At 36.4% G+C, this 26,022-nt stretch carries 39 protein-coding genes; 24 read left to right on the forward strand and 15 right to left on the reverse strand.

Translation table 11 applies throughout. From position 1 onward, the window contains the following. Nucleotides 1-106: 106 nt before the first annotated feature. Complete coding sequence (locus tag AC1Q8N_RS10305) at nt 107-295, forward strand: hypothetical protein (RefSeq protein WP_404519409.1); 189 nt, start codon at nt 107-109, stop codon at nt 293-295. Between the two features lie 16 nt (nt 296-311). On the opposite strand, the gene AC1Q8N_RS10310 is transcribed toward AC1Q8N_RS10305, so the two are convergent. The 5 genes from AC1Q8N_RS10310 to AC1Q8N_RS10330 all read right to left on the reverse strand — a co-directional run bounded on the left by AC1Q8N_RS10310 (nt 312) and on the right by AC1Q8N_RS10330 (nt 2,962). Next, nucleotides 312-569, reverse strand: a complete 258-nt coding sequence (locus tag AC1Q8N_RS10310) for a DUF3975 family protein (protein WP_098076677.1) — start codon at nt 567-569, stop codon at nt 312-314. A 15-nt stretch (nt 570-584) separates the two neighbouring features. Then, a complete protein-coding gene (locus AC1Q8N_RS10315) occupies nt 585-899 on the reverse strand; it encodes a DMT family transporter (RefSeq protein ID WP_000312623.1) in 315 nt (104 codons plus the stop codon). Nucleotide 900: 1 nt separating this feature from the next. Further along, nucleotides 901-1,233 carry a DMT family transporter gene (locus tag AC1Q8N_RS10320; RefSeq protein WP_000312348.1) on the reverse strand — a complete coding sequence of 111 codons (333 nt, stop codon included), beginning with the start codon at nt 1,231-1,233 and terminating at the stop codon, nt 901-903. 71 nt (nt 1,234-1,304) lie between these two features. After that, complete coding sequence (locus AC1Q8N_RS10325; protein ID WP_048546415.1) at nt 1,305-1,886, reverse strand: TetR/AcrR family transcriptional regulator; 582 nt, start codon at nt 1,884-1,886, stop codon at nt 1,305-1,307. 98 nt (nt 1,887-1,984) lie between these two features. Then, entirely contained in the window at nt 1,985-2,962 is a 978-nt protein-coding gene (locus AC1Q8N_RS10330; RefSeq protein ID WP_098076674.1) for a LacI family DNA-binding transcriptional regulator, read from the reverse strand. A 318-nt stretch (nt 2,963-3,280) separates the two neighbouring features. On the opposite strand from AC1Q8N_RS10330, the gene AC1Q8N_RS10335 reads away from it, so the two are divergent. After that, nucleotides 3,281-3,817 carry a DNA polymerase III subunit delta gene (locus tag AC1Q8N_RS10335; RefSeq protein WP_141519961.1) on the forward strand — a complete coding sequence of 179 codons (537 nt, stop codon included), beginning with the start codon at nt 3,281-3,283 and terminating at the stop codon, nt 3,815-3,817. A 39-nt stretch (nt 3,818-3,856) separates the two neighbouring features. On the opposite strand, the gene AC1Q8N_RS10340 is transcribed toward AC1Q8N_RS10335, so the two are convergent. Then, entirely contained in the window at nt 3,857-4,240 is a 384-nt protein-coding gene (locus AC1Q8N_RS10340) for a rhodanese-like domain-containing protein (protein ID WP_000108656.1), read from the reverse strand. A gap of 170 nt (nt 4,241-4,410) precedes the next feature. On the opposite strand from AC1Q8N_RS10340, the gene AC1Q8N_RS10345 reads away from it, so the two are divergent. Further along, a complete protein-coding gene (locus AC1Q8N_RS10345) occupies nt 4,411-5,247 on the forward strand; it encodes a lipoate--protein ligase family protein (protein WP_000514070.1) in 837 nt (278 codons plus the stop codon). A gap of 28 nt (nt 5,248-5,275) precedes the next feature. On the opposite strand, the gene AC1Q8N_RS10350 is transcribed toward AC1Q8N_RS10345, so the two are convergent. The 4 genes from AC1Q8N_RS10350 to AC1Q8N_RS10365 all read right to left on the reverse strand — a co-directional run bounded on the left by AC1Q8N_RS10350 (nt 5,276) and on the right by AC1Q8N_RS10365 (nt 8,004). Then, complete coding sequence (locus tag AC1Q8N_RS10350) at nt 5,276-6,115, reverse strand: hypothetical protein (protein WP_000111930.1); 840 nt, start codon at nt 6,113-6,115, stop codon at nt 5,276-5,278. Between the two features lie 200 nt (nt 6,116-6,315). Beyond that, complete coding sequence (locus AC1Q8N_RS10355) at nt 6,316-6,987, reverse strand: DUF1048 domain-containing protein (RefSeq protein WP_098642278.1); 672 nt, start codon at nt 6,985-6,987, stop codon at nt 6,316-6,318. A 7-nt stretch (nt 6,988-6,994) separates the two neighbouring features. Further along, entirely contained in the window at nt 6,995-7,681 is a 687-nt protein-coding gene (locus AC1Q8N_RS10360; RefSeq protein ID WP_098047931.1) for a DUF1129 family protein, read from the reverse strand. Nucleotides 7,682-7,686: 5 nt separating this feature from the next. Next, entirely contained in the window at nt 7,687-8,004 is a 318-nt protein-coding gene (locus AC1Q8N_RS10365; protein WP_048546407.1) for a PadR family transcriptional regulator, read from the reverse strand. Nucleotides 8,005-8,160: 156 nt separating this feature from the next. On the opposite strand from AC1Q8N_RS10365, the gene splB reads away from it, so the two are divergent. The 3 genes from splB to AC1Q8N_RS10380 all read left to right on the forward strand — a co-directional run bounded on the left by splB (nt 8,161) and on the right by AC1Q8N_RS10380 (nt 10,476). Further along, complete coding sequence (splB, locus tag AC1Q8N_RS10370; protein WP_493521180.1) at nt 8,161-9,186, forward strand: spore photoproduct lyase; 1,026 nt, start codon at nt 8,161-8,163, stop codon at nt 9,184-9,186. 144 nt (nt 9,187-9,330) lie between these two features. Then, nucleotides 9,331-9,759 (forward strand): transcriptional regulator MntR, encoded by a 429-nt coding sequence (gene mntR / locus AC1Q8N_RS10375; RefSeq protein WP_001143070.1) that lies wholly within the window; start codon nt 9,331-9,333, stop codon nt 9,757-9,759. A 54-nt stretch (nt 9,760-9,813) separates the two neighbouring features. Then, entirely contained in the window at nt 9,814-10,476 is a 663-nt protein-coding gene (locus tag AC1Q8N_RS10380; protein WP_048546402.1) for an HAD family hydrolase, read from the forward strand. Here AC1Q8N_RS10380 and AC1Q8N_RS10385 read toward each other — a convergent pair. Both AC1Q8N_RS10385 and AC1Q8N_RS10390 read right to left on the reverse strand, forming a co-directional pair. Beyond that, nucleotides 10,473-10,874 carry an SA1362 family protein gene (locus AC1Q8N_RS10385; protein WP_493521181.1) on the reverse strand — a complete coding sequence of 134 codons (402 nt, stop codon included), beginning with the start codon at nt 10,872-10,874 and terminating at the stop codon, nt 10,473-10,475. The two genes, AC1Q8N_RS10380 and AC1Q8N_RS10385, sit on opposite strands and share 4 nt — an antisense overlap. A gap of 79 nt (nt 10,875-10,953) precedes the next feature. After that, the gene (locus AC1Q8N_RS10390; protein WP_000807116.1) at nt 10,954-11,874 is read right to left on the reverse strand and encodes a DUF1385 domain-containing protein; all 921 of its coding nucleotides are present in this window, start codon (nt 11,872-11,874) and stop codon (nt 10,954-10,956) included. Between the two features lie 244 nt (nt 11,875-12,118). On the opposite strand from AC1Q8N_RS10390, the gene AC1Q8N_RS10395 reads away from it, so the two are divergent. Genes AC1Q8N_RS10395 through efp form a run of 4 tightly spaced genes read left to right on the forward strand, consistent with a single transcriptional unit; the run spans nt 12,119 to nt 14,745 of the window. Further along, nucleotides 12,119-12,607 carry a YqhR family membrane protein gene (locus tag AC1Q8N_RS10395; RefSeq protein WP_000076890.1) on the forward strand — a complete coding sequence of 163 codons (489 nt, stop codon included), beginning with the start codon at nt 12,119-12,121 and terminating at the stop codon, nt 12,605-12,607. A gap of 52 nt (nt 12,608-12,659) precedes the next feature. Beyond that, on the forward strand, nt 12,660-13,100 hold the full coding sequence (gene aroQ, locus AC1Q8N_RS10400; protein ID WP_000757087.1) for a type II 3-dehydroquinate dehydratase: 441 nt from the start codon (nt 12,660-12,662) through the stop codon (nt 13,098-13,100). 4 nt (nt 13,101-13,104) lie between these two features. Then, nucleotides 13,105-14,166: a Xaa-Pro dipeptidase gene (gene pepQ, locus AC1Q8N_RS10405; protein WP_098076666.1), complete on the forward strand. Its 1,062-nt coding sequence runs from the start codon at nt 13,105-13,107 to the stop codon at nt 14,164-14,166. A gap of 21 nt (nt 14,167-14,187) precedes the next feature. Further along, nucleotides 14,188-14,745 carry an elongation factor P gene (gene efp, locus AC1Q8N_RS10410; RefSeq protein ID WP_000626521.1) on the forward strand — a complete coding sequence of 186 codons (558 nt, stop codon included), beginning with the start codon at nt 14,188-14,190 and terminating at the stop codon, nt 14,743-14,745. 35 nt (nt 14,746-14,780) lie between these two features. Here the strand turns inward: efp and AC1Q8N_RS10415 are convergent, their stop codons facing one another. Further along, the gene (locus tag AC1Q8N_RS10415; RefSeq protein WP_098076663.1) at nt 14,781-15,101 is read right to left on the reverse strand and encodes a hypothetical protein; all 321 of its coding nucleotides are present in this window, start codon (nt 15,099-15,101) and stop codon (nt 14,781-14,783) included. Then, a complete protein-coding gene (locus tag AC1Q8N_RS10420; protein ID WP_098076660.1) occupies nt 15,082-15,660 on the reverse strand; it encodes a GNAT family N-acetyltransferase in 579 nt (192 codons plus the stop codon). The genes AC1Q8N_RS10415 and AC1Q8N_RS10420 overlap by 20 nt, the downstream gene beginning before the upstream one ends. Before the next feature lie 179 nt (nt 15,661-15,839). Between AC1Q8N_RS10420 and AC1Q8N_RS10425 the strand changes: the two genes are divergently transcribed. From AC1Q8N_RS10425 to AC1Q8N_RS10465, 9 genes are read left to right on the forward strand one after another with little or no spacing between them, the layout of a single operon-like run. After that, the gene (locus AC1Q8N_RS10425) at nt 15,840-16,121 is read left to right on the forward strand and encodes a YqhV family protein (RefSeq protein WP_000816054.1); all 282 of its coding nucleotides are present in this window, start codon (nt 15,840-15,842) and stop codon (nt 16,119-16,121) included. A gap of 27 nt (nt 16,122-16,148) precedes the next feature. Further along, nucleotides 16,149-17,075, forward strand: coding sequence for a stage III sporulation protein AA (gene spoIIIAA / locus AC1Q8N_RS10430; protein ID WP_098076657.1), 927 nt, complete (start codon nt 16,149-16,151; stop codon nt 17,073-17,075). Continuing rightward, complete coding sequence (gene spoIIIAB / locus AC1Q8N_RS10435; protein ID WP_000238693.1) at nt 17,069-17,584, forward strand: stage III sporulation protein SpoIIIAB; 516 nt, start codon at nt 17,069-17,071, stop codon at nt 17,582-17,584. The genes spoIIIAA and spoIIIAB overlap by 7 nt, the downstream gene beginning before the upstream one ends. A gap of 14 nt (nt 17,585-17,598) precedes the next feature. Further along, complete coding sequence (spoIIIAC, locus tag AC1Q8N_RS10440; protein WP_000020914.1) at nt 17,599-17,802, forward strand: stage III sporulation protein AC; 204 nt, start codon at nt 17,599-17,601, stop codon at nt 17,800-17,802. A gap of 23 nt (nt 17,803-17,825) precedes the next feature. Continuing rightward, entirely contained in the window at nt 17,826-18,209 is a 384-nt protein-coding gene (gene spoIIIAD, locus AC1Q8N_RS10445) for a stage III sporulation protein AD (protein WP_079998460.1), read from the forward strand. 10 nt (nt 18,210-18,219) lie between these two features. After that, a complete protein-coding gene (spoIIIAE, locus tag AC1Q8N_RS10450) occupies nt 18,220-19,392 on the forward strand; it encodes a stage III sporulation protein AE (RefSeq protein ID WP_048546392.1) in 1,173 nt (390 codons plus the stop codon). Nucleotides 19,393-19,404: 12 nt separating this feature from the next. Next, on the forward strand, nt 19,405-20,037 hold the full coding sequence (gene spoIIIAF, locus AC1Q8N_RS10455) for a stage III sporulation protein AF (RefSeq protein ID WP_001161039.1): 633 nt from the start codon (nt 19,405-19,407) through the stop codon (nt 20,035-20,037). Continuing rightward, complete coding sequence (gene spoIIIAG, locus AC1Q8N_RS10460) at nt 20,027-20,689, forward strand: stage III sporulation protein AG (RefSeq protein ID WP_493521182.1); 663 nt, start codon at nt 20,027-20,029, stop codon at nt 20,687-20,689. Before spoIIIAF ends, spoIIIAG begins: the two co-directional genes overlap by 11 nt. A 15-nt stretch (nt 20,690-20,704) precedes the next feature. Next, nucleotides 20,705-21,349 carry a SpoIIIAH-like family protein gene (locus AC1Q8N_RS10465; RefSeq protein ID WP_048546387.1) on the forward strand — a complete coding sequence of 215 codons (645 nt, stop codon included), beginning with the start codon at nt 20,705-20,707 and terminating at the stop codon, nt 21,347-21,349. An 86-nt stretch (nt 21,350-21,435) separates the two neighbouring features. On the opposite strand, the gene AC1Q8N_RS10470 is transcribed toward AC1Q8N_RS10465, so the two are convergent. Further along, nucleotides 21,436-21,630 (reverse strand): hypothetical protein, encoded by a 195-nt coding sequence (locus AC1Q8N_RS10470; protein ID WP_002107729.1) that lies wholly within the window; start codon nt 21,628-21,630, stop codon nt 21,436-21,438. Between the two features lie 470 nt (nt 21,631-22,100). Here AC1Q8N_RS10470 and accB point away from each other — a divergent pair, with 470 nt between their 5' ends. The 5 genes from accB to folD all read left to right on the forward strand — a co-directional run bounded on the left by accB (nt 22,101) and on the right by folD (nt 25,998). Then, nucleotides 22,101-22,589 carry an acetyl-CoA carboxylase biotin carboxyl carrier protein gene (gene accB, locus AC1Q8N_RS10475; RefSeq protein ID WP_000472875.1) on the forward strand — a complete coding sequence of 163 codons (489 nt, stop codon included), beginning with the start codon at nt 22,101-22,103 and terminating at the stop codon, nt 22,587-22,589. Between the two features lie 16 nt (nt 22,590-22,605). Further along, on the forward strand, nt 22,606-23,958 hold the full coding sequence (gene accC, locus AC1Q8N_RS10480) for an acetyl-CoA carboxylase biotin carboxylase subunit (RefSeq protein WP_000592872.1): 1,353 nt from the start codon (nt 22,606-22,608) through the stop codon (nt 23,956-23,958). Between the two features lie 23 nt (nt 23,959-23,981). Further along, nucleotides 23,982-24,374 carry an Asp23/Gls24 family envelope stress response protein gene (locus AC1Q8N_RS10485; RefSeq protein WP_000807630.1) on the forward strand — a complete coding sequence of 131 codons (393 nt, stop codon included), beginning with the start codon at nt 23,982-23,984 and terminating at the stop codon, nt 24,372-24,374. A 347-nt stretch (nt 24,375-24,721) separates the two neighbouring features. Then, the gene (gene nusB, locus AC1Q8N_RS10490; RefSeq protein WP_000830249.1) at nt 24,722-25,114 is read left to right on the forward strand and encodes a N utilization substance protein NusB; all 393 of its coding nucleotides are present in this window, start codon (nt 24,722-24,724) and stop codon (nt 25,112-25,114) included. 23 nt (nt 25,115-25,137) lie between these two features. After that, nucleotides 25,138-25,998: a bifunctional methylenetetrahydrofolate dehydrogenase/methenyltetrahydrofolate cyclohydrolase FolD gene (gene folD / locus AC1Q8N_RS10495; RefSeq protein ID WP_000226735.1), complete on the forward strand. Its 861-nt coding sequence runs from the start codon at nt 25,138-25,140 to the stop codon at nt 25,996-25,998. Nucleotides 25,999-26,022 lie beyond the last annotated feature (24 nt).

Below are 26,022 nucleotides of genomic sequence, written 5' to 3' on the forward strand. Positions count from 1 at the left end.
AAATAAAAATAGGATCTGCTTATGTATAGAATTTTGCATATTATCCACTCCTTTTTTAGGTAGTATGTCCAAAAGAAAGGAGTGTATGAAAAATGTTAGGGGGAGAATGATGAATAAAAGAAAATGGTTATATAGAATAGGGATATTTCTATTTTCAATCGGTCTCATATTAGCAAATTTTTACTCAGATATACCATCACCATTTCCTAATTTACATAAAGGAGTTGGTATAAGTATTGTCATAGTTGGTCTACTTTGTCTTATCGTATCAAACTTCTACAGAAAGTCTGAATGAATATAAAAAAGGACAGTTACTCTTTTTCAGAGTAACTGTCCTTTTTAAATAATTTATTCCATAGCTTGGCGATACTCCATATAATGACGATTGCAATGGAGGCAATGATGGACCAAACAATTGATATCATTTCAAGTGTCATGTTAGGAAGGAATGTGAGAATGGATACTATTTTATGAAACAACCATTCTATTATATGAAAACTAATTTGCAGTAGAATGACAGTCCCAAGCGTAATCCATGCTAACAGTTGCTTCCCTTTTTCTTTCCACATGACATTCACCTCACGTTAGCTTAATAGTTTTAAGCCAACAGCGCCGCATAGAATGCAACTTAAGAAGGCAAGACGACGCCAATCCGCTGATTCGCGGAAAATAAGAATGCCTAGAAGCGCGCTTCCGGCAGTTCCGATTCCAGTCCAAATCGCGTAAGCAGTTCCCATCGGTAACGTGTTCATCGCAAGGGATAAGAAGAAGAAGCTTACGCCGAAGTTAGCGATCAAAATAACTTTTGGTGCCCAGCCTTTCTTTTCAGTGGCTACTTTCATAAAGAGTACACCAATAATTTCACAAATACCAGCTAGAATTAAAAATACCCAAGCCATTTTATGCGGCCTCCTTCGCTTCTTTTTCTTCTGTTACTCGTTTTAAACCAATTACGCCGAAGAAGATTAAGCCGATTAATAAAACTTTTACAATAGAGAAAGGTTCTCCGAAGATGAAAATTTCTGTAAGAACGATCCCACCAGCTCCAATTCCTGTAAAGACGGCGTATACAGTGCCGACAGGTAAATCTTTATAAGCTCTGAATAATAAAACGAAACTAATTGTAATTAATAACGCAACGCCAGCCCATTCAAGTGGTGCCTCCGCGTGTTTTAGTCCAATTACCCAAAAGATTTCAATAATACCAGCTAAGATTACATAAATCCATGCCATATGTCATTTCTCCTTCCTACCAGTCGTTAGGTAAAGGGCTTAAAAACGACGCATTGCAAAGGAGCAATCCGTCAGTTTGAAAGGCCTCGCCAAAATACTTGCCAAGAGGCGTTTAAACGAGTCTCAAAGCGATTTAAACCTGCGAATAGTAGTTCAACCATAAGTCCGTCTAGTAAGCATAGAAAAGCTTCTAGAGCGTCTTCTACTTCAATGTTATGCAGCTCACTTTGCTCGTTTGCCTGTTTAAATATAGGGAATAAAAGTTTTCCGACGTTTTCAATGTGTGCATTCGCTTTTTCGATAATTTGTACGCGGAATGCATCAGGCGGAAAATAAGAAGTTCGTAACCAAAACATTGATTCTTCACTTTCACCAAATCGTTTTGCGTAGCCCTTTAGTAACTGTAAGAGCAATTCTTCAGTAGACGAATTTGAAAATTTTTCGATATCGTCTGTGAAGCTCTGTAAATCTTTTTGAAGAGCAGATTCTAAACATATAAAATATAGCTCTTCTTTTCCTTTAAAGTGTGCGTAAATCGATGGTTTTTTAATCCCAACTTCTTGAGCAATATTTGCCAATGAAGTTCCTTCATAGCCGTAGCGTGCGAAATGAGAAAGTGCTACAGCTTTAATGCGGTTTGCTGTCATTTTCATCCCCTACCTACCGTTCGTTAGGTTCATTATATGAGATGGAAAATATAAAGTCAATAGGTGAAGAGCTGAAAAAGAGCGCTACAGGTAACGCTCTTTTTTTAGACAGTATCTCGCTCAATTAAATGGAATGAAAGCTCTTCTGCCTTCCCGGCAATTTGCTCGCTTTGGATTTGTTTATGGAATAAAGAAAAAGCATGTGAGCCCATTGCGAGACCGGGGTGTTCAATTGTGGAAATTTCTAACGCCTTTGAAATTTCATGATTATCAAATCCAAGGATAGCAAGTTCTTCAGGGACTCGAATGCCATGTTTTCGCGCCTCTGTTAATAAACCAGCTGCAACTTGATCGTTCGCTGTAAAAATAGCGGTTGGGCGATTTTTCATGTTTAAAATGCGATGAAGTATTTTTGCACCATCCTGCATCGTATAGCATTGATGAAAAATCCAATCTGGATGTACCGTTTTACCTTCGTTATGCAGCGTATCAGCAAATGCTTTTTCGCGCTCCATAGAATTTGCACTCGTTTTTCTTGCTAAACAGATTCCGATTTTTTCATGGCCTTTACTGAGTAAATAGGCAGTGCCGAGACGGAAGCCTTCATAGTGATCTACGTAGACGGATGAAATGAGGGGATGCTTTATCTTTTCACATGAAATAATAGGGGCAAATTTTGCGAAAGGTTCAATTTGTTCCCAAGAACTCGTTCGAGAGCAAATAATCATTCCATCGAATTGTTTCATTTTCATCATTTCAAGAACACGAATCTCTTCGAGGCTATCGTAATTTGTTTGACATAAATTAATGTGATATCCAGCTGCTAACGCTTTGTTTCCGATTCCTTCAATAATGGTACTGAAGTATGGAAGATTAATGAAAGGGAGCATAACCCCGATTGTATATGTTTTTCCCTTTATTAAATGAATAGCATTTATATTTTTTGCATAGTTCAATTCTTCAACAGCATCTAGAACACGCTTACGCTTTTCTTCTTTTACGTAAGGGTGATTATTAAGAACGCGGGAAACAGTTGATATGGATACACCAGCAGTTTTTGCAATTTGTTTTATATTGGCCATATGTATCACCTCTTCCACTTATTATAAAGGGAAAATAATAAGAATGAAAAAATCTTGACCTGAAAAGCTTTTCACAAACTATGGTATGAATAAGGCTTCTTTTTATTCGCGTAACCTTTTTATTTGGGCGTGAGAATGATAGAGGTCTTTTTTGCGTCTATAAAAGAAGTTTTGTCAAAATGTGTGAGAATAACGTGGAAAGTTTTCAAAGGTGGAGTTTGGTAGCGAAGCGAATATGAAGAGCATATAAACGCTTCGTTCGTTAAGAGAGCGGTATGAAAGGGCGGAAACAAATTGAAAAAAAGAATCATTTGTTTCGTGTTTTCTAGTTTCGTGCTTAGTTCGTGTTCGTTTCAGCAAACGATGCAAGAAGAAAAGCACTTTGTGGGAACAACAGGAGGAACTATAGATCGTGTTACGGATCCAATTCCGCTGAAGGAGCTTCCAAAATATTTTCCAGTGAAATTTAAAGTTCCGTCGTTTTTACCGTATGACATTACGAGTGATGTGAAGGGGGAAGTCAGAACGATTGGAAAGAAGAAGGCTGTTGTCATGATTAAATATAAACAGCGGGAGCCGGGGAGAAATGAGTACATTGAGCTAAATGTTGCGAACTTTCCTTATAGTTTTCCGGATTTCGTGGAAGAGAAGCGATTTCAAGAACAAATGAAATTGAATAATGGGGCGTTCGCTTATTTTAAAAATAAGGATGATTCCGAGCGAGGAGACGAGTTTGCTACGCTTATATGGAAAGAGAAAGGACTTGAATATCAGATTTTGTATCGTAATGCACAAGAGAATGACAAAGATGTGATTAAACAAAATTTATTATACATTGCGAATAATATGGAATGAAAAAACTAGCTGAATCATTCAGCTAGTTTTTGTATGTTATTATTTCTTTTTAATTTTTCCAGTCCACGTTTTGAATCCACCTTGTAATTGGTAGAAATCTTTGTAGCCTTGTTTCTTTAAGTATTGAGCCGCACGACCAGTACGGAATCCGCTTTGGCAGTATAAGTAAACTGGTTGATCTTTACGAAGTTCTTTATGACGAAGGCGAATTTGTGATAACGGAATGTTACGTGCGCCTAAAATATGCCCTGCAGTATATTCGTCTGCTTCGCGAATATCGATAAGCTGTGCTTTACGGTAGCCAGCGCGAAACTCTTCTTCTGAAAGTGTTTTAATTAATTTTCTCTGATAGAAATACATCCATACAGTGTAGCCGATGAACGCTACGATTACGGCTAATAAAATAATCCAAGTTGTTGACACGGTTCTATCGCTCCCTTTTTTCTTATCCTACTTTCAATATTATAATGCCCGTATGTATTTATGCAACAGATTCATTTGCATATAAGAAGAAATTTCGTATTCTTTCACAAATTTTGTCGAATTTGGTAGACTAGAGAATGTGAAAAATAATTGGTTATATGAGGTGCAGGATGGGAAAAGAAAAATGGTGTTATATTAACTCTGGTCAATGTTCACCGGCATTTAATATGGCGTTAGATGAATGTTTATTAAATTGGCAAAGTGAAAAGAAAATGCCACCAACCATTCGTTTTTATGAATGGGAAGTACCAACATTAACAGTTGGGTATTTCCAGCGTGTTGAAAAAGATATTAATATGGATGTAGTTAACGAAAAGAAATACGGATTCGTTCGTCGTCAAACAGGCGGCAGGGGTGTGCTACATGATAAAGAATTAACGTACAGTGTTATTGTGTCTGAAGATCATCCAAATATGCCAAAAACAGTTACAGAAGCGTATCGTATTATTTCGCAAGGTTTACTAGACGGTTTTAAAGCATTAGGATTAGAAGCTTATTATGCAGTTCCAAAAACAGAAGCAGACCGTGAAAATTTAAAAAATCCACGTTCAGGCGTATGTTTTGATGCGCCATCTTGGTATGAAATTGTAGTAGAAGGAAGAAAAATCGCAGGTAGTGCTCAAACACGTCAAAAAGGTGTAATTTTACAGCACGGATCGATTCCGTTAGAAATAGATTTAGATGAGTTATATGATCTGTTTTTATTCCCGAATGAACGTGTAAAAGAGCGTATGAAGAGTATGTTCTCTTCTAAAGCAGTAGCAATTAATGAATTAACAGACCGTACGTTTACAATCGATCAGTTAATTAAAGCGTTTGAGGTTGGGTTTGAAAAAGGATTAGATGTAGAACTTGTTCCATATGAATTAACAGAAGAACAATTACATGAAGTGCAAACATTAGCAAAAGAGAAGTATGAAAGTAAGGAATGGAACTATAAAAAATAAGAGGCGGCAATTGCCACCTCTTATTTTTTTATAGTAAATTAAGTACTTTTTCTACTTTGATTCCTTTATCTTGTAAAGAACGAAGGCGATTTACAACGTCCATAATTTCTTTGTCAAATGTAACGCTAATACCTTGGCTTTGTAGTTCTTTTTTTAATCCTTCAATAGAATCATCTATGTCGATGCCAAGCTCGTAATCTTGACAAACTTCAATTGTCTTTTTCACGAGTTTCACATAATTTTCTTGTAGTTTTGTATTTGTTTCAGTCAAAGCAGGTTGCTTCGGTTTTGCAGGCGCGACCGGTGCTGTCTCTTGCTTTGTAACTGGAGTAGGTACTGCTTTTTTCACAGGTGCTGGAGTAGATAATTCCACAGCAGCTTCTACACTTACTGGCTTCGGCGTTGGTACCGGAGTAGGTTTAGGTGCTGCAGGTGTTTCTACTCGCGTAACAGGTTTTGGAGCCGGTGTAACTGCTTTTGGAGCTTCTACAACTACTTCTTTTTTCGGAGTAGCTTCTACAACAGTTTCTTCTTGCTCAGCAGCTTCTTTATTCTCTTTGCTCCACATAACGCGTTCAACTTCTAGAGAAACATTGTTTTTGTTCATCGCTGTTAATGTAACTTTACCAACTTCAGCGTTCCCAGTGAAATCAACAATTTTATAAATAACACTCTTGTTCCAATCCACGTTTCCGCTCAAAAATAATTCTTCGTTACATTTTGGCGTTAAGCCCTCGATTTTAATTTCTGCGTTTACACCGTTTTCACTATATACCATAATTAGCGAAGCATTTACATCTTCGTCTGCTAACATTAGTTCACGTACCATTTTGCCGGTGCGTACTTGCGTTTTCTTCTTAACTGACATTTAATTTCTCCTCTCAAAAATTCAGTAATAATAAAAAAATCGTATAACGAAAAATAATTGCTCACGAAGATTTATGATACCGATAATAAAAGCATCACGTCAACAATTAACTTTAATTATTTTGCATTTTTCTTATTTTCTTTATGAAATTTTTCAATTTGTAAAATTAGACAGAAGAAAAACAGCCTTTTGAAAGGCTGTTAAAAATTTGATTTTTTATATAGTAATTTATATAAAACAAAAAATGAGATAGCGATTAAGGCGTTTTGCCAAAAGGTTAGATGATAAATGAGATAAGGTTGTTTTTTAAAATAAACATGTAAAAATACAGATGCGCAAAATGGAGTAGCGAACGTAAATCCAAATAGAATTCTTCTTTTCCAAGTCGTTTTTTGATCAAAAGAGTAACGCTTTAAAAAATACAAAATAAGCAGTATTCCTAGAATAATGAGTGAAACAGACAAAATAGTTCCAGGGACACTAAAAGCTGGAGTGAAGTGTTCCGTATTCTTTCCAAAAGTTAAAATGAAAAATGAAACAATTGCATCGATTCCAAACTGTATAGCAAGAAGTAAACTAATAGCAAAACCGATTAGAGAAGTTTTTTCTAACTTTGTTTGGGTTGGTAAAGCTGATATAAGTTCATCGCAATAAGATTGTAAATCATCTCCAAAGATGTCATAAGCATTTTTATTTTCGGCTTGTGCTTCGATGAGATGATCTAATATTTCTAGTAACAGTTCCTCCATTTGTTGCTCGGGTACGTTTGATATTCGAAGATATAATAACATATCACCATAAGCAGCTTCGTTTTCAGATGTTAATAACTTTCTTTTTTCATTGTTTAACTTAACCATTTCTTTTTCGGTCATCGTATCGTTACTCCTTTTTAAAGTCTAAATATTCTTTTTTGAAGAAGATTTTGTATAGTGCATAGCAAGAGATAGCCAGTAAAGTGCCGATCCAAGGTGAGATTTGTAATGTAGTATAGGGCTGTTTCATAAATAAAAAGGAAATACCGATTAATAGTACCCATAGACTATGGCGTATTAAAAAACTTCCTACGTGTTTCCAAATAGTTGTTTTATTTTTAAATAAGTCAGTGTTAATAAAGTCAAAGACGAAACGTATGATGAGATGTATGGACAGTATAAATGCAAACAGATAAATGAAATCAATGTGTACAAATTTAAAACGCGTTTCATTTGAAAATAAGGGGAATACCAATGCAATCACGGAAGAAATTGCAAAGTATATTGCTAACAAATAACTAGTTATAAATAAAGGAATCGATAATTGTTCCCATAAACTTGGCTTCGGTAGGGCAGCAATGAGTTCGTCACAGTATGCCTGTAAGTCGTCGCCGAAAATATCATAAGCAGTTTTTTCTTCTTGCTGCCCTTCAATAAGGTGATCTAGAATTTCAATTAGCAATTCTTCCGCATGGTATTCTGGTACTTTAGCTAAGCGAATGTATATTAACATGTCACTATAGGCGGTTTCATTTTCTGTAGTTAATAATTTACGCTTTTCGTTATTTAGTTCGATTAAATCTTTCGCCTTCATCCCTATCACTCCCCTTGTAATAAATTGTTCACTGTAGTTGAAACCATTCCCCAGCTTTGTTTAAATTCTTCAAGCTGTTCTAATCCTTTCTCGGTTACGTGATAATATTTACGTTTTGGACCAAGTGAGGAGGCTTTTAATGTTCCTTCAATCAATTTTTCTTTTTGCATACGTAACAATAACGGATATATGCTTCCTTCGCTTACGAATGTAAATCCTTGTTTATTTAATTTTGTACTCAGTTCATATCCGTACACTTCTTCTTGTGAAATGATGTATAGGATGCAACCTTCGAGCACACCTTTTAACATTTGGCTGTGCATGATTTCACCACCTTTTACTCAGGTAACTTGCGTTGCAAGGTAGCTGATATCCAAATTATAACATTCAGTAACTTGCAACGCAAGTTACTGAAGTGGAAAACTTTAATGCGTGTTAAATTTTCAGTGTTTCCCATACTAACGAGAGGAGGGAAGTATATGAAACCATTTATGCCAAAACTCGTTTACTTTGAACCGAAGGCACTCGAATATCCGCTTGGAAAAGAGCTGTATGAGAAGTTTACGAAGATAGGATTAGAAATTCGTGAAACGACATCCCATAATCAAATTAGAAATTTGCCAGGTGAAAATGACTTGCAAAAGTATCGTAATGCAAAGGCAACACTTGTCGTTGGGGTGAGGAAAACATTAAAGTTTGATACGTCAAAACCGTCAGCTGAATATGCAATCCCGCTCGCAACGGGGTGTATGGGACATTGTCATTATTGCTATTTGCAAACGACACTTGGGAGTAAGCCTTACGTTCGCGTGTATGTCAATCTTGATGAAATATTTGAGAAGGCAAAGCAGTATATGGATGAAAGAGCACCTGAAATAACACGATTTGAAGCGGCTTGTACATCAGATATTGTTGGAATTGATCATTTAACACATGCATTAAAGCGGGCGATTGAATTCATTGGAGAAAGTGAGCATGGGCGTTTACGTTTCGTTACGAAATATTCGCACGTTGATCATTTATTAGATGCAAAACATAATGGGAAAACTCGTTTTCGATTTAGTATTAATTCACGGTATGTAATCAAAAAATTTGAGCCGGGGACATCACCTTTTGAAGAACGAATTGAAGCAGCTCGTAAAGTAGCAGGTGCGGGTTATCCACTTGGGTTTATAGTTGCGCCACTTTATATGCATGAAGGATGGGAAGAAGGATACCGTGAACTATTTGAGCGACTGTACAATGCGCTAAAAGATTTGTCGATACCGAATTTAACATTTGAATTAATTCAACATCGCTTTACAAAACCAGCAAAAAAGGTCATTCAAGAGCGTTATCCGAATACGAAACTGGAAATGGATGAAGAAAAGCGTAAATATAAATGGGGACGATACGGCATCGGGAAATACGTATATAAAAAAGATGATGCGGAAGTATTGGAAGAAACGATTAGAGGATATATTCATCACTTTTTTCCTAACGCAGAAATTCAATATTTTACATGAAAAGAACTTGTATTGGAATGCAAGTTCTTTTTTCTTTTATATATTTAGGCTTGTTTTCAACTTGTCACGTTATTCTTTCTGGTGTATCATTTTATTGATTGCTTCGTACGGAATGAGCAAAATGAAATTGGATGGAGGAAACCGATGCCTACCCCTAGTATGGAAGATTATATTGAACAAATTTATTTGTTGATTGATGAAAAGGGTTATGCCCGCGTATCTGATATTGCTGAAGCGCTGAGTGTACATCCATCCTCTGTAACAAAAATGGTGCAAAAATTAGACAAAGATGAATATCTAATTTATGAAAAATATAGAGGGCTTGTATTAACATCAAAAGGTAAAAAAATCGGAGAGCGTCTCGTATACCGTCATGACTTGCTAGAGCAATTTATGCGTATTATCGGTTTGGATGAAAGTAAAATTTACAATGATGTAGAAGGAATTGAACATCATTTAAGTTGGGAAGCAATTGACCGTATTGGTGATCTAGTGCAATATTTTGAACAAGATGAGATTCGAGTGGAAACACTTCGTGGCGTTCAAAAAGCAAATGAAGAGAAAAGTAATTAAGGGGGAACGTATGTCGTTTCCTTTTTTATTTCAACCGAAAAGGATGGGGAAATTATGAAAGCAATTATTTTTGATTTTGATGGATTAATTGTGGACACAGAAACAATATGGTTTCACTCTTTCAGAGACGCCGTTCGTGAGTACGGTGGGGAGTTACCTTTAGAGGAATTTGCAAAATGTATTGGAACGACAGATGATGTACTATATGCATATTTAAATGAGCAATTAAAAGAGAAGTTTAACAAGGATGCATTAAAAGAAAAAGTGAAAACTTTACATAAAGAGAAAATGAAAATACCAGAAGCTCGTGACGGGGTAAAAGAATATTTAGAGGAAGCGAAAGAAATGGGATTGAAAATCGCATTAGCTTCCAGTTCATCTAGAGAATGGGTTACTTCTTTTTTGGAAGAGCTACAAATTCGAGATTATTTTGAAGTCATTAAAACAAGGGAAGATGTTGAGAAGGTAAAACCGGATCCAGCACTTTATCGAATTGCAATAGAAGATTTAGGGATTGATCCGTCTGAAGCTGTTGTATTTGAAGACTCGTTAAACGGATTAAAAGCAGCGATTGCAGCAGGATTAAAGTGCGTTGTTGTACCTAATGATGTGACACGGAATTTACCATTTGAAAATCATCACCTTCGAATTGAAAGTATGAAAGATAAAAGTTTGAAAGAAGTACTGCAAAATATAAAAAAAGACCGTATTTCCTAAAAGGAAGCACGGTCTTTCTTTTTGTTTTTTTTACCTTCAATAACAGTTAAATGAGATTGTTTTCTTTTTCGCTTCAAAGTGGAAGGAGCGCCTTTTTTCCCTTTGTCATTAGAAGCGTTTGATTTAAATAAAGAATTGCTTAGGGGTGCTACATTTTGTTTCCCATGTTTGCGGTTCGATTGTTTCGCTGCACGCTTATAAGAGCTTCGCGAATTTGCAGAACCACTAGAATTTGTAAACATCTTGTATAGCAAATAAAAGATACCGACAACAAGTAACATGTACCCGATATTTCTTAATACACCCATTGGATTTGTAATGACAGATGAGACAAGGCCGAATATTGCTAATCCGATAATAAGCATAACTATAGCGAATGTAAACGAACGACCGTTCATAAGGGACACCTCCTAAAAACATATATTAAAATTAGTATATTAACGATGAGGAAAGGAGTTGAACACCAATTTTAAATAATTATTGTTTGTTTTCTAAACGTAATAATTCTTCAAACGATGCAATGGCTACTTCCACTTGATCATCTGTTGGTTCTTTCGTTGTTAATAGTTGCAGCCATAGTCCGGGATATCCAAGTATGCGTAATACTGGAATATCGCGTAATCGATTTGTAAATTGTAACACTTCAAAAGAAATGCCGAGTACGACTGGAATTAATAAAATTCGGTTTACGACTCTGGCCCAAAGTGGATCTGTAGGGACAAGGAAATAAACAAACATTCCAATAATGACTGTAAATATAATAAAGCTACTGCCACAGCGATAATGAAGGCGAGTTTGTTTTTGAACATTTTCTACAGTCATTGGAAGATTATTCTCATAGGCATTAATTACTTTATGCTCCGCACCATGGTACTGAAATACCCGCTTAATAAGTGGGGTTAAAGAAATAAAGTATATATAGCTCAATAATAGCATGAGCTTAATGACACTTTCGACAATGATTTGCCCTGTATGAGAAGGGAAAATCGGTCTCGTTAATTCAGCTAGTAGTGCAGGAACTGCTGTGAAAATGACTTTACCGAATATGAAAGATAAAACGCCAACTGCTGCAACTCCTAATACCATCGTTAATTTCGATTGTTCTTCTTTGTTATTTGCAATTTGTTCGTCTTCTTCTGGGTGGACATCAAATCGTTCTGAAGCAAAGTTTAAATGTTTTGCTCCATTCGCACTTGCATCCACAATAGCGGCAATCCCTCGTAAAAATGGAATTTTTTTCAGGATAGATAATGCTTTATTACGAACGCGTGGTAATCGATAAAATTCAATCGATTTGTCTTTACGACGAACCGCTGTAACAGTATATTCTCTACCGCCAAACATAACTCCTTCTATGACTGCTTGCCCGCCATATATTTGTTTTGACTCTTCTGCCATGTTAACACCAACCTGTATTTGTTTCTCTCTTATGTAGAAAAAGAGGCAATTGTCATACTGGGTTCTGTCATTTTGAAATAAGACAATCACCGAGTTTCCTTTATTTTATCGACAAATACAAGTATATGACAAGGAAAAATGTTAAGAGAGTCGGACATTTCTTATTCTTTTTATAGACAAATTTCGCAGTATTTAAACATGGTTCAAAATAGTTTCGGGCATACTATTGAGCGGAGGTGTCGATGTGAGTCAAGAACAATTAGGAACAAGGAATTTTGTACAAATTGGTTTATTTGGTGGAATCTTTTGGGGGGGGATATGGTATTTCCTTCATATATTTTCATTTACGGAAGCAGGACCGAACTATTTACTTTTACCATTTGCCTTTGGAAGCTGGAAAGAAGGGGTATGGGGCAATGTGTCAGGAATTGTTTGTATGGGACTACTTTCGATTTTAATTGCCTTTTTGTATAAAGCGTTTTTGGCAAAGTTTGAAGGAATTATTCCAGGGATGATTTATGGGCTATTTTGGTGGGCGTTACTATTTTTCGGAATGGGATTAATAGCGCCTGCCATTAAAAGTGCACTCCATTTACCGAAAGAAACAATTGTGACGACGATATGTATTTTTATATTGTATGGTGTGTTTATAGCATACTCTGTTTCCTACGCAGTAAATACCAATAAAGCTGAGCGAGAAGGGGAAGAGAAGACAAACTATTCAAATAAGTGACTCCTATGTTAAAATGTTGTATAGATATTTAATATTAAGGAGTTTTAAACATATGAAAAAGGTACTCCTCGTAAACGGTCCTAACCTAAATCGCCTCGGTGTCAGGGAGGTAAATGTATATGGAAAGGGCACGCTAGCGACACTTGAAGCAGATATGAAGCAAGAAGCAGAAACAATGGGAGTGGAGTTAGAATGTTTCCAATCGAATCATGAAGGTGCGATTATCGATCGTATTCATGAGGCGGAAGATATATATGAAGGGATCATTTTAAATCCTGGAGCATTTACGCATTATAGCTATGCGATTCGAGATGCAATTGCGAGCATTTCGATTCCTGTTATTGAAGTACATATTTCTAACATTCACCAGCGTGAGTCGTTCCGTCACGAATCTGTGACGGCAGCTGTTTGTGCGGGACAAATTGTTGGATTTGGTTTTTATGGCTATAAGTTAGCGTTATTTGCATTAATGGAGAAATTGAGGGAGGCATAAAGTAATGGAGAAAATCGAAAGAGTAAGAAGTGCATTTGATGAGGCTGGTATTGACGGTATTTTGTTAACAAATGAACATAGTCGTAGATATATGGCTAACTTCACAGGAACAGCTGGTGTTGTACTGATTTCGAAAAATCATGCTCAATTTATTACAGATTTCCGTTATGTAGAGCAGGCTAGTAAACAAGCGGTTGGATACGAGATTGTACAGCATGCAGGATTAATCATTGATGAAGTTGCAAAGCAAGTGAAGGAACTGGGAATTCAAAAGCTTGGCTTTGAGCAAGATACTCTTACATATAGTTCTTATTCAGCGCATAAAGAAGTAATCGATGCTGAATTTATCCCAACTTCTGGGCTTGTAGAAAAGTTACGCTTGATAAAGACTGATTCAGAGATTAAGATATTAAAGGAAGCTGCACAGATTGCAGATGCTGCCTTTGAACATATTCTATCATTCATTCGCCCGGGAGTATCTGAAATTGAAGTGTCAAATGAACTTGAATTTTTCATGAGAAAACAAGGAGCAACATCTTCTTCGTTTGATATTATCGTTGCTTCAGGTCTTCGTTCGGCATTACCGCACGGCGTGGCATCTGAAAAAGTGATAGAAACAGGAGATTTCGTTACATTAGACTTCGGCGCTTATTACAAAGGGTATTGCTCTGATATTACTCGTACGATCGCAGTTGGTGAACCATCTGATAAATTGAAAGAAATTTATAATATCGTTTTAGAAGCACAATTACGTGGTGTGAACGGTATTAAAGCTGGTTTAACAGGCCGTGAAGCGGATGCGTTAACGCGCGATTACATAACGGAAAAAGGATACGGTGAATACTTCGGACACTCTACTGGTCATGGAATCGGTCTTGAAATCCATGAAGCACCAGGTTTAGCGTTCCGTTCTGATACAGTTCTTGAACCAGGTATGGCTGTAACAGTAGAACCAGGTATTTATATTCCAGGTATTGGCGGCGTACGTATTGAAGATGATATCATTGTAACAAGTGAAGGTAATGAAGTAATTACGAAATCACCAAAAGAACTTATTATTTTGTAATATACAGGAGGATTTTTTTACATGATTTCAGTAAACGATTTTCGTACAGGTTTAACAATTTCAGTGGACAATGCCCTTTGGCAAGTAATGGATTTCCAACACGTAAAGCCAGGTAAAGGTGCTGCATTCGTTCGCTCTAAACTACGTAACCTTCGCACAGGATCTGTTCAAGAGAAAACATTCCGTGCAGGTGAAAAAGTAGAAAAAGCACACATCGAAAACCGTCGTATGCAATACTTATACGCGAGCGGTGAGTCTCACGTATTTATGGATAACGGAACTTACGAACAAATCGAACTTGGTGAAAACCAAATCGAGCGCGAACTTAAATTCCTAAAAGAAAACATGGAAGTATCTATTATGACATATCAAGATGAAGTACTTGGTGTTGAACTTCCGAACACAGTTGAATTAAAAGTGTCAGAAACAGAGCCTGGTATTAAAGGCGATACAGCTTCTAACGTAACAAAACCAGCTACATTAGAAACTGGTCTTGTTGTACAAGTACCAATCTTCATTAACGAAGGCGAAATGCTTATCATCAACACTGGTGAAGGTAAATACGTTTCTCGTGCATAGTAGAAAAGCACTCGTGATCATCACGAGTGCTTTTTTTATAGGAAATAGGGTAAATAATAAATCGTGGTTATAACAAAGCTGACTAAGACAAGTGAAAGGGTACCCATAATGTAAGGGGTCAAAACAATTTGAAATGGTTTTATCTCGCCAGTCTCAACGCCAGTCAGTATTTTACTGATGGCATGATCTGTAATGTTGTTTCTATGATTACTCATAATAATTAGCCACGTAATTGCAAATATTGCTAAACTACCAAGGAAAAAGGCCTCTATAAATGACCAACCGACCAATAATGAAAAAAGATAAATAAGAGCTAATTCTACTACGACAGTTAAACTAATTTTTACTACCTTCATATTTTTCCTTCTCCTTTTGTAGGTCTAGCCAATTTAGAAATTTTTCACGTGACACGACATGTAGTACACAAGAAGATTTTACTTCATTCTCTAAGGCAGAATGTTCACCAGGGAATCTATCTTCCACATGCAATGAAATATAAGGCAGTTTTTCTTGTGCTTTTAACGAACGGACATTATTCGTTTTAGCTCCAGCAAATACGTAGGAAAGTTGTAAGTCTAAAAAAGCAATTTTAAAGATTTCTTTTTTAGCAGCCTCATTATATCCTTTTCCCCAGTATGGATAGCCGAGCCAACTACCAATGTGAGATTGTTTCTTCTCATAATTAATATGTTTAAGTGTGGTGAGACCAATTATTTCGTTTTCTTCATTTACAATCATTCTCGATAAAGACCTCTTTTGGCGCTCTTCTTCTATTACGAAAAGAAGAAATGCTTTCGTGTCTTCGATCTTTTCTACTTTTATTCCTAATGCATTTTTTACGTGTGGATCACTTGATAGCTTGAAAATCACATTTGCATAGCGTAAATCGAGTGGTACTAAAGTAACGTGTTGCATCGTCTATACCCCTTTTAAATTAAATATACCATAAAATAATAGGAATATTCAGATTTAATAAAAGTGTTAGAGAAAAGTTATGTTTTTAATTCTGAAATAGACAACCTCTGCATATGGTTGTACAAATATATTCTTTTTTAGCATACGCACTAGTAACCGTTATGGGAGAAGGTGGGAGAATGAAACAGTGGCTAGCGGCAATGGAAACATCCGTGCTTGTAATGGGGTTACTTCGGTTGTTTTCAGGTAGCGCGGAAATATTCGCCGCTTTGCTTATGCTTTATGTGAATGATGCGAAGAAAGCATTGTTTATAAATGGTATGTTGGCGTTTGTTGGACCGACCGTATTAATTTTAACAATGACAATAGGCATAGCGAGTGTGGCAAGTGAGATTTCTTTCTTGAAACTCTTTTTTCTAGCGCTTGGAATTGGCTGCATTTTTATCGCGTTGTTGAAATAGTAAGTCGAGTATAGTGGGGAGAAGCTGATGAAAGAAGTATTAGAAGTTTTACCGAAAACGATGAAGCAGCTAGTGGAAAGTTGTAAGTGGTGCGATGCTCTAGAGGAAATTCGTGTTCGAATTGGAAGACCGCTAGAGTGTATTGCTCATGGCGAAGTGTTTTTTTATGACTATACCGTTACAGCAGAGGATGCCATTTACTTATTGAATAAGTTAAGTCAATTCTCAATTTATACGATGGAAGAGGAATTAAAACGTGGGTATGTGACACTTCGAGGAGGACATAGAATCGGCTTAGCTGGAAAAGTCATTACAGAAAAAAGCGCAGTGAAAATGATTCGAGATGTCTCTTCCTTTAATATTCGTATCGCTCGTCAAAAAATAGGAATTGCTGAACCACTTTTGCCGTATTTGTATGAATCACGATGGTTAAACACGATGGTAATTGGCCCACCCCAAACGGGGAAAACAACACTTTTAAGAGATGTAGCACGTTGCATGAGTCAAGGTGTAAGTGCGTCGAAAATTCCTTCTTGTAAAGTGGGGATTGTTGATGAGCGGTCAGAAATTGCAGGCTGCGTGAAAGGTATTCCGCAATATGACTTTGGAGCGCGAGTAGATGTGTTAGACGCATGTCCAAAAGCTGAAGGAATGATGATGATGATTCGTTCTATGAGTCCAGATGTTTTGATTGTAGATGAAATTGGACGTAAAGAAGATAGTGAAGCAATTATGGAGGCGGTGCATGCTGGGGTTCAGCTTTTTATAAGCGCACATGGATTTTCTTATGATGATGTTGTGAAACGTCCATCACTAAAAGCGGTGCTGGAGCTCGGTATATTTGATAGGTTTGTGGAGCTATCAAAAGCAAGAGGGCCAGGAACAGTTATGCAAGTAAAAGATAAATATGGAAAATCGGTATTACCTCATAGAAAGGCTGAGGGCGTATGGTAAAAATATTTGGTGCAGTGTTAATCGTTGCGGTCAGCACCTTTTTCGGATTTTCATACGCTAAAAGATACAGTGAGAGACCAAGGCAACTTAGATTATTAAAAGCGGCACTTCAATCATTAGAGGCAGAAATTATGTATGGGCACACACCTTTGTCTGAAGCTGCCGAGCGATTAGTGAAACAAATGCCTAAGCCGTTAAATTGGATATTTCAAAGTTTTGCTAGAAGGCTAGAAGGCGGAGAACAAACAGTAAGAGAAGCTTGGATAGATAGTTTGAAAGAAAATTGGAAGCTAACAGCATTTCAACAAACTGAGTACGAAATTTTGCAGCAATTTGGCGAAACGCTCGGACAGCATGATCGTGAATCACAACAAAAACATATACGCTTATGCATTACACATTTAGAGAGAGAAGAAGAAGAAGCGAAAGCGTTACAACTGCAATATGAAAAAATGATTAAGAGCTTAGGGGTACTAGCGGGGCTACTTATCGTAATTTTACTGCTATAGGAGGGAGAAAGGCGATGTCCATTGATGTTGGATTAATATTTCAAATCGCCGGAATCGGCATTGTTTTAGCTTTCATTCATACCGTACTAAAAGAATTAAAGCGAGAGGATATTGCAAATTGGGTTATCCTTGTCGGTTTTGTCGTTATTTTATTTCATGTGGCATTTTTAATTAATACGCTATTCGACAAGATTAAGAGTGTCTTTCTCTTCCAGTAAAGGAGGCGGTTCGAATCGAAATTATACAAATTGTCGGATTAGGCCTCGTTGCTACGTTTTTAGCAGCTGTATTGAATCAGCATAAATCTAGCATTACGTCGTTATTTATTGTGTTCGTAGGTAGCGTGATGTTTCTTCTTTTAATTGATCAAATTCACTCTATTTTACAAATGATTGAGAGGGTAGCGAGTGAAGCGAAAGTTAGCAACGTATATGTAGAAACGTTGCTAAAAATTATTGGGATTGCGTATATTGCTGAGTTTGGAGCGCAAATTACAAAAGATGCAGGGCAGGGGGCAATCGCTTCGAAAATTGAATTAGCTGGAAAAATCCTAATTCTAGTAATGGCGATTCCGATTTTGACGGTTGTCATTGAAACTATTCTCGGATTTTTACCGACGGGATAAGGGGGAGTGAATGTTGAGGGGGTTTGGAGCTAAGCTGCTATTTGCTTGCTTCCTTTTCTTTTCTTTACCGGTTGTTGTACAAGCTTCTCCTGTAGAAACAAACGTCGTTGATCAACAATTGGATAAGCTCGGAATTGAAGATGTGAAGCAATTTTGGGACGGGCTTGTTACAAAATATGGAGGTTATTTACCAGAGAGTCAAAAAGGTAGCTTTATGGAGTTTGTAAAGGGAGAAAAAGAAATTTCTGTAAAAGAGTGGATGCTAGGTTTATTAAAGTATTTATTTCATGAGCTTGTTGCAAATGGGAAGCTGCTTGGAACGCTCATTATGCTTACAATTTTTAGTGCATTGTTGCAATCACTGCAATCTGCATTTTCAAAGAGTAGTGTAAGTAAAATTGCCGATGCTGTTGTATATATGGTACTGATTATTTTCGCATTAAATAGTTTTTATGTCGTCATGACATATGCAAGAGAAACGATACAAACAATGGTAGATTTCATATTAGCGCTATTGCCAATCTTGCTTGCACTCATAGCAACTGGAGGTGGTGTTGTATCTGTATCGTTTTTTCATCCGATTATCATTTTCTTAATGAACACGAGCGGGCTTTTGATGAATTATATCGTTCTACCACTTTTATTACTTGCAACGATATTAAGTATTGTAAGTACGATGAGTGATCAATATAAAGTTACGAAATTGTCCAAGCTTCTGCAAAACGTTAGCGTTGGGATTATCGGTATTTTTTTAACGATTTTTTTAGGGGTATTATCTGTACAAGGAACAGCGACAGCTGTTGCTGATGGAATCGCTGTGAAAACTGCTAAATTTGTAACAGGGAACTTTATTCCCGTAGTAGGAAGAATGTTTACAGAGGCGGCGGATACCGTTATTAGTGCATCGGGATTATTAAAAAACACAGTCGGAATTATTGGGCTCGTCATTCTATGCTTAATTGTTGCTTTTCCAGCGATTCAAATTTTTTGTATCGCGTTTATTTATAAATTTGCAGCAGCAGTATTACAGCCAGTTGGCAGCGGAGCAATTATTCAATGTTTAGATATTATCGGGCGAAGCATTATTTATGTATTTGCTTGCTTAGCTATCGTATCATTTATGTTCTTTTTAAGTATCACAATTATTATTGCTGCGGGGAACATTACACTTATGATGCGGTAGGAGGTGAAGGGTATGCAATTTGTTACAGAGTGGATTAGAAATATTATCGTTTTTTTACTCTTAGCGACAATGCTGCATCTTATTCTTCCAAATTCTAATTTGCAAAAGTACGTCAAATTCGTTGTAAGTCTATTATTAGTTGTTTTAATCTTAACGCCTCTTTTTAAACTATTGCAAACAGATGTGAATGAAGTAATCGCAAATTTTAATGAAGAGAAGTATGTAGCAGAAGGATCTGTAAAAAATTCAATAGATTCGAAGAAAAAAGAAATACAAGCTCTAACACGTGCATATAGTTTAGAAGAGATGGCTACCAAAATGAAAAAAGAAGTAGGAAAAGAATTCGAGAAAAAGTATGGTATGACAGTCTCTGAAATACAAATAGTCGCAGCGGAAAGTACAGCGGAAGTAAAGTCAGCGAAAGATATTCAAACTGTTGTTGTGACGCTGAAAGAAAAAGAACGTAGTAAAAATGATGCAATCGAAACAGTAAAACCAGTTGAAATTAACACGAAAGAACCACCGAAAAAAGTAGAAGAAACGAATGTGGAAATGAAAGACTTCTTTTCAAGCAGGTGGCAACTAGAGAATAAACAAATCCAAGTTCAAATGGAAGGGAGGACAGGTAGAGTAAATGGACAATAAAGATAAAAATTCGAAGTTCTCATTTTTTCGAAACTTATTGAATGGGGATGAAAAAGAAAGCAATGAGAAGGGAAAAAAGGTAACACCTAAGTTTTTACTTGTCCTACTCATACTTGGGATTTTGCTTATGTTTTCTAGTAATTTCTTTTCAGGAAAAAAAGAAGAAGTACCTGTATTTAAAGAACAAAAAACGCAAAACCAAGAAAAAGACGTACCAACTTTTGGACAAAAAAATAACGATAATATTTCAAATGTAGAAAAATATGAAAAAGCGTATGAACAAGAATTAAAAGCAGCCTTAGAAGAAATAGCGGGAGTAAAAGATGTAACGATTAAAGTGAATTTAGATTCATCAGAAGAAAAAATATTAGAAAAAAATACAGTGAAACGTTCACAAACAACAGGTGAAACAGATAAGACAGGTGGTAAGAGGGAAGTAGAAGATGAGTCCCTTGATGAAAAGACAGTTATTATACGTGAAGGTGATAAAGAAACTCCCGTTGTTTTGCGAACAGAGAAACCGAAAGTGCGAGGTGTCCTTGTCGTAGCAAAGGGAGTGGATAATATACAAGTTAAAGCGATGGTAAAAGAAGCTGTAATACGGCTGCTAGATGTACCAGCTCATCGTGTTTCAGTTTCGCCGAAAAATTGATAGGGAGGAAATCAAGTGTTAAAAAAACAAACGGTTTGGCTATTAACGATGTTAAGTTTAGTTGTTGTACTATCTGTTTATTACGTAACAACTCCTGACAAAATGAATACTGCATCGCCGGCAACAGGTGAAAAGATTGGACAAGAAAAACAAGGTACTGATAAAGCGGTAACAAATGAAGCACCGAAAGAAACGCCAAAAAAAGAAACTACAAGCAAAGAAACATCAAATAAAGAAACAGACAAAAAAGAGAGTGCTCAAAAAGAAACAAGTAAAAAAGATGCTAACGTAACAGTTCAATCAAGTGATGAAAATTTCACAGCGTTACGTATGCAAATGGAAGATCAGCTAAGTGAACAAAAATCAAGATTACAAGAAGTGATGAATTCAGCAAAATCTTCAGCAACAGAAAAGAGTAAAGCGAAAGATAATTTTGATGCAATTACTACAATGGAAACGAAGCAAGAATTACTTGAGACAGTGATTAAGTCTCAAGGAGGATATAAAGATGCCCTTGTAAGAGCTGATGGAACTGACATTAAAGTAACTGTGAAAGCAGCAAAGCATTCACAAAAAGAAGCGAATAAAATTATACAGCTTGTAAGAAGTGAAGGCGGATCAAAAGATGTAGGTGTGAAATTTGATCCACCAACAAAATAAAAACTAATAATCCGCGGGGGAATCCCTCGCGGATTATTAGTTTTTACGAATCGGGTTGTTTGAAAATAGTTATAGAAAAAAAGCTATCATTTTCGATAGCTTTTTTCTGTTTCGTCTTTGTAGTTGTTTTTATTATGTTCAACTCGGAACGGAGAAATACGTTGTGAGTAAAAGATTAGCGGTTCATGGTAATGATGATTACTTTTTCCGGATTTGACGTGGATGAAGAGAACGAATGCCCAGACCATTACGGCAGGTAAGAAGAGAATGAGCCATATCATATGTCCACACCTCGATACGATATATTTTCTACACTTTGAACATACTATTCTTATATGAAGGAATGATGAACGGTGTGTAAACAAAAAAATAATATTTGGTAAAAATATGTTGTTGACTATAGATGAGGTGAAGAGTGGAGCGGTAATGATTTGTTTATTGTGTAGCATTGTGAAAAAAGTAAGGAATGTTTTTTTAGAAGTGGTCTTGCCAATTTTGTGTGAAACTTGGTATTATTACTAGGTAATAAATTTTTATTGGAATAATATTTTTACAGGAGTTTCGATTTATTATAAAGAAATATAAATTGGAATGTTTAAAAAATTTATCGTAAGATGGAAATAGCAATTATTTCTATTAGTAAATGAAATGCATTTTCTAATAGAGTACATCGTATTTTTACAGTCAATCTAGTTTTAGTGGCGATAATCTGTAAAAACGGGACAAACAAGAGTATGGGAGTGGATTTTACATGTTTAAAATTCAAGAAGTTCGTGAATTAATTAAATTAATTGATAGCTCTAATATTGATGAATTTGAATACAAAAAAGATGGTACGACAATCAAAATGAAAAAGCGTGGTAATGAAGTTGTTGCGGTGCAAGCACCTGTAGCAAAACAAGTCGTGCAACCAGTAGCACCTGTTGAAGTTGAAACAACAGTAGCGGCAGCACAAGTGGAAGTACCAAAACAAGAAGAGCAAAAAGTGGTTCAAAATGAAAACCTACATAAAATTACATCACCGATGGTAGGTACATTCTATTCTTCATCTTCGCCTGATACACCTGCATATGTAAGTGTAGGAGACAGAGTATCAAAAGATTCTATCGTATGCATTGTTGAGGCTATGAAGTTATTTAACGAAATCGATGCAGATGTAGATGGTGAAATTGTTGAGATTCTTGTTAATAATGGACAGCTTGTTGAGTATGGACAACCGCTATTTCTTGTAAAAGCGTAATAAGGGAGTCTTTGTGATGATAAAAAAAGTATTAATAGCCAATCGTGGGGAAATTGCTGTACGAATTATTCGTGCTTGTAAAGAAATGGATATTGAAACAGTCGCAATTTATTCAGAAGCAGATAAAGAGTCACTTCACGTACAAATTGCTGATGAGGCGTATTGTGTAGGACCAACGATTTCGAAAGAAAGCTATTTAAATTTGACGAACATTATTAGTGTTGCGAAGTTAACAGGCTGCGATGCTATTCATCCAGGATACGGATTTTTAGCAGAGAATGCAGATTTTGCAGAGCTATGCCGTGAATGTAACTTGATTTTTATCGGTCCAAGTCCAGAAGCTATTTCAAAGATGGGCACAAAAGACGTTGCTCGTGATACAATGAAAGAAGCAGGGGTTCCGATTGTACCAGGTTCACAAGGGATTATTAAAAATACCGAAGAAGCGATCGAGCTTGCTAATCAAATTGGATATCCAGTTATTATTAAAGCGACTGCAGGTGGCGGCGGAAAAGGTATTCGTGTTGCACGCCATGAAGAAGAGCTTGTAAAAGGAATTCAAATTACACAACAAGAAGCTAGTACCGCTTTTGGGAACCCTGGTGTATACTTAGAAAAGTACGTTGAAGATTTCCGCCATGTTGAGATTCAAATAATGGCAGATACACATGGAAATGCCATTCATTTAGGAGAGCGTGATTGTACAATTCAGCGCCGCTTGCAAAAACTACTAGAAGAAAGTCCATCACCTGCACTTGATGAAAATGTTCGCAAGCAGATGGGTGATGCGGCAGTTAAAGCGGCGGTAGCGGTTGATTATACAGGTGCTGGTACGGTTGAGTTTATTTATGAATATAGAACGAAAAGCTTTTATTTCATGGAGATGAATACGAGAATTCAAGTTGAGCATCCAGTTACTGAAATGGTAACAGGGATGGATTTAATTAAAGAACAAATTCGTGTTGCTTCTGGAGAAAAGTTATCGTTACAGCAAGAAGAAGTACAATTTAATGGTTGGGCAATTGAATGCCGAATTAATGCGGAAAACCCTGCCAAAAAATTTATGCCATCCCCAGGTAAAGTAGAAATGTACTTGCCACCAGGCGGATTTGGTATTCGCGTCGATTCAGCTGTATATCCGGGATATTCAATCCCACCTTTCTATGATTCGATGGTTGCTAAATTAATTGTTCACGGAAAAACACGTGAAGAGGCAATTGCAAAAATGAAGCGTGCACTCAGTGAGTTTGTCATTGAAGGCGTACATACGACAATCCCGTTCCATTTGCAATTGCTAGATCATCCTGATTTTGTAAAAGGTGAGTTTAATACGAAGTTTTTGGAAGAGCATGAACTTGTGACGCAGTGATACATTAAAGGAGGTTTTTTTTCATGGCTGAACATATGTTAGATATGGGTCAAGATACAACTCTTGGTAAAGTAGAAATTGCACCAGAAGTAATTGAAGTAATCGCAGGTATTGCAGCTGCTGAAGTAGAAGGTGTAGCGGCAATGCGTGGTAATTTTGCTACAGATGTTGTTGAGAAGTTAGGTAAGAAAAATCATGGTAAAGGTGTAAAGGTTGAATTAGCAAACGAAGATATTATCGTTGACCTTTATGTTGTAATGTATTTTGGCGTAGCAATTCCAGTTGTTGCACAAAAGATTCAAGACAACATTCGCCAGGCACTCTTTACAATGACAGGGCTTGAGCCAAAAGAAGTGAATGTTCACATCGTTGGCGTAACATTCGAAACACAGAAAACAGAAATTGAACCAGTGTAAGAATGAAAAAGGTGCCTAGTAACATAGGCATCTTTTTTATCGTTTCATTTCTTCACAAATTAAAACCCTCTAATTATTATACTATTTCAAAAAATAAGAAATCAAAAAGAAGATATTTCGTTTTTCCAAAAAACGTACATTGTGATAAGATATGGAACTTGAAGTTAATCTTTTTATTATTTTTCAGCCTTGTAACCCGTGTGTGAAACGATAAATTGTGTTATTATCATTGTATTATAAGGTTGGAAAATCAATGAAAACTGTAAGAGTAAGTGAATTGACGGCTTATAAATTATAATAATATAACAAAGCATAAGGAAAGACTTGAAGCATAAAGGAGAGTTACAATGAAACGTAGGACGGCTAGAGAAAGAGCTATGCAAGCATTATACCAAATGGATATTACAGGTGAATTAGAACCGAAAGTAGCGGTGGAAAACACGCTAGATGAAGGTGAAGAAACAAATGAGTTTCTAGAATCACTTGTAGTAGGTTTTGTAGAAAATAAAGAAGTAATTGATGAAGCGATTCGTCAAAACTTAAAAAAATGGAAGCTGGAGCGTATTAGTATTGTTGATCGCAGTATTTTACGTGTAGCTGTGTATGAAATGAAATACATGGAAGAAATTCCACACAACGTAACAATTAATGAAGCGATTGAAATTGCTAAAACATTTGGGGATGAGGAATCTCGTCGTTTTATTAACGGCGTTTTATCTAATATAAAAGATACACTGTAATTTCTTTAAGGGGGAATCTTAAAATGGTAGCAGTAATCATCAAAGGAAATGAAGTTGCGGAGAAAAAACGAGCACAATTAACAGAAGAAGTTGTGAAGTTGAAAGAGCAAGGGATTGTACCAGGATTAGCAGTTATTCTAGTTGGAGAAGATCCAGCATCTCGTTCTTATGTAAAAGGAAAAGAAAAGGGCTGTGAACAAGTAGGAATCTATTCAGAGCTAATTGAACTTCCTGAAACAATTACTGAGGAGCGTTTGCTTGCTGAAATCGATCGCTTAAATGGCGATGACCGTATTAATGGCATTTTAGTGCAATTACCTTTACCAAAACATATTGAAGAAAAAGCTATCATTGAAAGAATTTCACCAGAAAAAGATGTAGATGGATTTCACCCAATCAGCGTGGGACGTATGATGACGGGACAAGATACATTCCTTCCATGTACACCGCACGGTATCGTAGAATTAGTAAAAGAAACAAATCTTGATATCTCAGGAAAACATGTTGTAGTAATTGGAAGAAGTAATATTGTCGGCAAGCCAGTGGGGCAATTGTTCTTAAATGAAAATGCAACTGTCACATATTGTCATTCTAAAACGCAAAATATGAAAGAGTTAACGAAGTTAGCTGATATTTTAATCGTAGCTGTTGGACGACCTAAAATGGTAACAGCTGATTATATTAAAGAAGGAGCGGTTGTAATCGACGTTGGTGTGAACCGTTTAGAAACAGGTAAACTTTGTGGTGATGTTGATTTTGACAACGTGTTAGATGTTGCAGGTTACATTACACCTGTGCCAAAGGGTGTTGGTCCAATGACGATCACAATGCTTCTTCATAATACTGTTGAATCTGCTAAGCGTGCAGGTGTCGTTTGTAAATAATTTGAGTCGGCTATGAGGAGAGAG

Source organism: Bacillus sp. GW823-FHT06B01, from assembly GCF_058952315.1.